General features: G+C 61.4%; 4 protein-coding genes. 1 reads left to right on the forward strand and 3 read right to left on the reverse strand.

Annotated features, from left to right (window positions below; translation table 11 throughout):
* From ABYA88_RS14995 to ABYA88_RS15005, 3 genes are all read right to left on the reverse strand, one after another.
* Window positions 1-1,010, reverse strand: a 1,010-nt coding sequence (locus ABYA88_RS14995) for a zinc-binding dehydrogenase (protein WP_373188196.1), incomplete at its 3' end; no start/stop codon positions are given.
* Between the two features lie 328 nt (window positions 1,011-1,338).
* Complete coding sequence (gene glmS / locus ABYA88_RS15000) at window positions 1,339-3,183, reverse strand: glutamine--fructose-6-phosphate transaminase (isomerizing) (RefSeq protein WP_373188197.1); 1,845 nt, start codon at window positions 3,181-3,183, stop codon at window positions 1,339-1,341.
* 83 nt (window positions 3,184-3,266) lie between these two features.
* Complete coding sequence (locus tag ABYA88_RS15005; protein WP_373188198.1) at window positions 3,267-4,826, reverse strand: methyl-accepting chemotaxis protein; 1,560 nt, start codon at window positions 4,824-4,826, stop codon at window positions 3,267-3,269.
* Window positions 4,827-5,021: 195 nt separating this feature from the next.
* Here ABYA88_RS15005 and ABYA88_RS15010 point away from each other — a divergent pair.
* The coding region (locus tag ABYA88_RS15010; RefSeq protein WP_373188199.1) for an aconitase family protein at window positions 5,022-5,665 on the forward strand (644 nt) is incomplete at its 3' end.

Genomic DNA, 5,665 nt, shown 5'->3' on the forward strand with positions numbered 1-5,665 from the left:
ATCCAGGCGATCAACTGTTCGGCTTCTTCGCGGGTGCCGTGGGAAACGCCGAAGATCTGCACCTGATAGAGGTAGATACGCGTCCACATGATCTCGCTGACATTGCCACCGCTGGCGCCGGCAATGCTCAGGCGCGGATAGTTGCTGCGCTGCTTCATGTCGAAAATCATGCTTTCGATGAACCGGTCGGTCATCTCGCCTCCGACCAGATCCATCACCGCATCGAAGGGCTGGCCGTCGGTGAGCGCGCGTACCCGCGTGGGTAAGTCGTGCATGTCGGAGCGGTCGAGAACCGCCTCGGCTCCCAGCTCGATCAATGCATCGGCTTTATCTTTCTGGCTCAATGCATAGGGCACAGCGCCGATGATCCGGCACAGCTGAATCAGCGCCGTACCTACGCCGCCGCTGGCTCCTGTGACCAGTACTCGCTCGCCTGACTGTATGTTGGCGGAGGTAAGCATATGCAGGGCGGTCTGGTAGGAGCACATGCCCATTGCGGCGAGCTCGGCGTCATCCAGTTCGGGGTTGTCGATGTAATGAAACTGGTTGGAGGGTACGGCGATGTACTCGGCATAGCCGCCGTCGGCGCCGTGGCCGTAGTAGTCGGGCATCAGGTTGATATCGCGGCGGTCGTCGGGATAGAGGTTGAAGTCGAGCAGCCCGCGCTCACCGATCCGGCTGGAATCCACACCATCCCCGACCGCGACGACGCGCCCGGCTATGTCCGCCCCCTGGATGCGCGGAAAGGTCAGCGTCGGTGAGCCACCGATCTGAAAGGAAACGGTCTCGCCCTTGTGCTTTGTCGGATAAAGCCCCTCGCGGGCCTTGCGGTCGGTGTTGTTCTTCGCCGTGGCGGTGATGCGCACCAGCACCTCACCAGGACCGGGCCTGGGCGTGGGGATATCCTGCCGGTAAACCAGCTTGTCGACGCCGCCATGGCCGGTAAGCAGCATCGCTGCCATGGTTTCGGGGATGCTGCCGGGGCTGCGGCTTGTGGGATCCTGCATCATCGTCGGCCTCCTAGTAATGGAGCTGATCTAGTGACCTTAGCAAAGATTATGCGTGGTATCGGGGGAGGTGGCGAAAACCAAGGTCAAAACCAAGGTCAAAATGGATTCCCGCCTTCGCGGGAATGACGGGGTGGGGCGGGAATGACGTGGATAGGGCGGGAATGAAGGGGTGGGATGGGAATGACGGGGATGGGTGGGAATGACGGGAATGTGCGGGAATGACGGGGTGTGGGACCAACGTCATCCTCGCGAAGGCGGGGATCCATTTTTGTTTTGAAAAAACGGGTTTGAGCCTTATGTGGGCGGGTTTGGTGTGAACCTTACCGCCTCACTCCACGGTCACCGATTTCGCCAGGTTCCGCGGCTTGTCCACGTCCGTGCCCTTGACCAGTGCCACGTGGTAGCTGAGCAGCTGCAACGGGATGGTGTAGAGGATCGGTGAAATGCAGTCTTCTACCCAGGGCAGGCTGATGATTTCGTGGTTGCTTTCTTCGCTCTGGTCGATGGTTTCGCAGGCGAAGGTAATCAGCTGGCCGCCGCGGGCGCGGACTTCTTCCAGGTTGGACTTGAGCTTTTCCAGCAGGCTGTCTCCGGGTGCGACGCTGACCACCGGCATGTTTTCGTCCACCAGGGCGAGCGGGCCGTGCTTGAGTTCGCCAGCGGCGTAGGCTTCGGCGTGGATGTAAGAGATTTCCTTGAGTTTGAGTGCGCCTTCCATTGCGATCGGATAATGCGTGCCGCGTCCGAGGAAAAGAGCATGATCCTTGCTGGCGAAGCGCTCAGCCAGGGTGGTTATGCGGGTGTCCAGGGTTAGTGCCTGCTCGATGATTTCGGGCAGTTGCTTGAGTGCCTTAACGTTATTGGCGATCACGTCTGCATTCTTGCCGCGTACCTGGGCCAGGGCGGTGGTGAGCCACAACAGGGCTACCAGCTGGGTGGTGAAGGCCTTGGTGGAGGCGACGCCGATCTCTGGGCCAGCGTGGGTCAGCAGGCGCCAGTCGGCTTCGCGTACCAGCGAGCTGCCGGCGACGTTGCAGATCGCGAGTGTGGCCAGATAGCCCTGGTCCTTGGCGAAGCGCAGTGCGGCCAGGGTGTCGGCGGTTTCGCCGGACTGGGAGATGGTGATCAGCAGTGTGTTTTTCGGCACGACGACGGTGCGGTAACGGTATTCGCTGGCGACCTCGACGGTGCAGGGCATGCCGGCCTGACCCTCGATCCAGTAACGGGCGACGAGGCCGGCGTGATAGCTGGTCCCGCAGGCGACGATATGGATGTTCTCGATATCCCCCAACCGCTCTTCGGCATCTGGCCCGAGCACGGCGGTGAGTACGTGGTCGTCGGCGACGATTCCGCTCAGCGTGTCGCGGATGGCCTGGGGCTGCTCGTAGATCTCCTTGAGCATGTAATGGCGATATTCGCCTTTTTCCATGCTGAAGGCAGCGTGTTCATAACGCTTTAGCTCGCGATTGACGCTTTTGTTGTCGCGATCCCAAATTTCGCAGGTGTTGTTGTTCAGGCGGGCATGGTCGCCTTCTTCCAGGTAGCGGAAGCGGTCGGTGACCTGCAGCAGCGCCAGGGGGTCGGACGCGATGTAATGCTCTTCGCTGCCTTCGCCGATTACCAGTGGGCTGCCCATGCGGGCGCAATACAGCTGGTGCGGCTCGTCCTGGTGGATCAACGCCAGCGCATAGGCGCCGTGCAGTTCACTCAGGGCGGTGCGGAAGGCGCCGAGCAGGTCCTGGCTTTCAGCGTAGTAATGCGCGATCAGGTGGGCTACGACTTCGGTATCGGTTTCCGAGACAAATTCGTAGCCGAGTCCGATGAGCTTCTTGCGCAGCGGGCCATGGTTTTCAATGATGCCATTGTGCACCACCGCCAGGCTGCCGGAGATGTGCGGATGTGCGTTGCGTTCGGCGGGCTTGCCGTGGGTCGCCCAGCGGGTGTGGGCGATCCCCAGGTGGCCGGCGGCAGGGGTCGCCTCAAGGGCGTTTTCCAGCTCGATCACCTTGCCTACCGCACGTACCCGCAGGATACCGTCGGCATTGTTGTGCTCGTCGTCGGTGAGTACCGCCACCCCGGCAGAATCATAGCCGCGGTATTCGAGCCGACGCAGACCTTCCAGCAGGATGGGGGTGATATTGCGCTGAGCGATTGCGCCGACGATTCCGCACATGGTGTCTTCCCTTGATATGAATGCAATATAGGGAGTTTATCACCGCCGGGCGCTTATGGCAGCGCTGGCGGTGCCATTAATGCTCAGCGCTTGCTGAAACGCTCGACCAGGGCGGTCTGGCCTTCGGCAGTGTGGCTCAGCTCGTTACTCAGGTTGGCGCTGCGCTCGGCCTGGGTGGCGTTGCTGTCAGACAGTCTGGCGATGTTGGTGACGTTGCGGTTGATCTCCTCGGCCACCGCGCTTTGTTCCTCCGCGGCGCTGGCGATCTGGTCGGTCATGTCGTTGATGCGTTCGATGGCGTCCCGGATGCCATCGAGTGCTTCGTCTGCCTCGATGACCTGGGCCACGCCGTGATCGGCCTGTTCATGGCCGGCGCGCATCGCGTCGACCGCGCGTTTTGCTGCGGTCTGCAGGTTTTCGATCAGCTTGTGGATCTGCTCGGTGGAGTCGGCGGTGCGGCTGGCCAGTGCGCGGACTTCATCGGCGACCACAGCAAAACCGCGCCCCTGTTCACCGGCCCGTGCGGCTTCGATGGCGGCGTTCAGCGCGAGCAGGTTGGTCTGGTCGGCGATGCCCTTGATCACGTCTACAACCTTGCCGATCTCCTGGGTGTCGTCGGCCAGTTGCGCGGAAACGCTGGCGGCGGAGCTGACCGACTCGGAGAGTATCTCGATGGCTTCCCGGGTCTTGGCGGCGACCGATTTGCCGAGCACCGCCAGGCGGTTGGCATCACGCGTGGCCTCGGCGGTGCGCTGGGCATTGCCGGATACTTCCTGGGTAGCTGAGGCCATCTCGTTGATTGCGGTGGCCACCATGTCGGTTTCCGAGCGTTGCTGGTTGATGCCATCATGGCTCTTGTGTGCCAGTTGGCTGGCTTCACGCGCCTGGATACCCAGATGCGTGGCGTTATCCAGAACCCGGGTCAGACAGGTCTGCAGGCGCGCCTGTTGGCTGTGCAGGGCCATCTCCAGCTGGCCGAGCACGCCTTTATACGGGGTGTACATGGTGGCCAGCAGTGGATCGGTAATGCTGTTGTCAGCAACCTTGAGAATGTGCTGCAGGTGCTGGTCATACCAGGCGCGCAGGGCAAAGCCGGCGGGTACCGCGAGCACGGTAGCGGTGATAACACCCCAGCTGCCGAACAGCAGGCCTGCGGCTCCGGCGGCACCGGCGATGGCGACGACCGGCAGCACATCCGCAGTAATACCGCCCCAGTCCTGGGTGGTGGCGCTCTTGCCGCTGTTCAGTCGGCGATAGAGTGCTTCGGCGCGCTGTACCTGGTTGGCCGTGGTCTTTACCCGCACGGACTCGTAGCCAACCGCCTTGCCGTTTTCCCAGATGGGGGTGACGAAGGCGTTGACCCAGTAGTGGTCGCCATTCTTGCAGCGGTTCTTGACGATGCCCATCCAGCTCCTGCCAGCGGCCAGATCGGCCCACATGTGCGCGAAAACGGCTGCCGGGGTGTCCGGATGACGCACCATATTGTGCGGGCTGCCGATCAGCTCGGCATGCTCGAAACCGCTGACTGCGACGAAGGCACCGTTGCAGTAGGTGATCTTGCCCTTGAGGTCAGTGGTCGAGATCAGCTTATGGTCGGCACTGAAAGATTTTTCCCGCTGGGTGATCGGTTGGTTATTGCGCATGGGTTGGGAATGTCCTGAAACGAGCTGGGGCCCCGGGCGGGCGGATATTGGCTATGCTTAAAGCAAGTGAACAACTATCGGCGCTGGCGACGCTTTCTTTAAGAACGTTTGCGTACCGTTCGTCAGCCATCTAGGGTGAGAGCATAGCAAAATAGCCGCAGGCGATCTGCCTGCGCGCTCAACGGAGGTCATGTAATGTCTGAAGCCAAGAGCTCGGGTAACAGTCTGAATACCCGCGATACCCTTCAGGTGGGCGACACCGCCTACCATTATCATTCGCTGCCCAAGGCGGCGGAGCAGCTGGGGGATCTGACCCGGTTGCCGGTGTCGTTGAAGGTGTTGCTGGAGAACCTGCTGCGCCATGAGGATGGCGTGACCGTGACGCCCGATGATATTCATGCGGTGGCTGACTGGCTGAAAAACCGCAGCTCCGATCGCGAGATCCAGTATCGCCCTGCGCGGGTGCTGATGCAGGATTTTACCGGTGTGCCCGCGGTGGTCGACCTGGCCGCGATGCGCGATGCGGTGGCACGCGCTGGCGGCGATCCGCAGCGCATCAATCCGCTGTCGCCGGTAGACCTGGTGATCGACCATTCGGTGATGGTGGATAACTTCGGTGATCCGGAGGCGTTCGAGGAGAACGTCGAAATGGAAATGCAGCGCAATGGCGAGCGCTACGAGTTCCTGCGCTGGGGTCAGAAGGCATTCGACAACTTCCGCGTGGTGCCCCCGGGCACCGGCATTTGCCACCAGGTAAACCTGGAATACCTGGGCCAGAGCGTCTGGTCCAGTGAAGTGAATGGTGAGAAGTGGGCCTATCCCGATACCTTGGTAGGTAC

Origin of the sequence: Halopseudomonas sp., from assembly GCF_041579695.1 — a bacterium.
Taxonomy (GTDB): Bacteria; Pseudomonadota; Gammaproteobacteria; order Pseudomonadales; family Pseudomonadaceae; genus Halopseudomonas.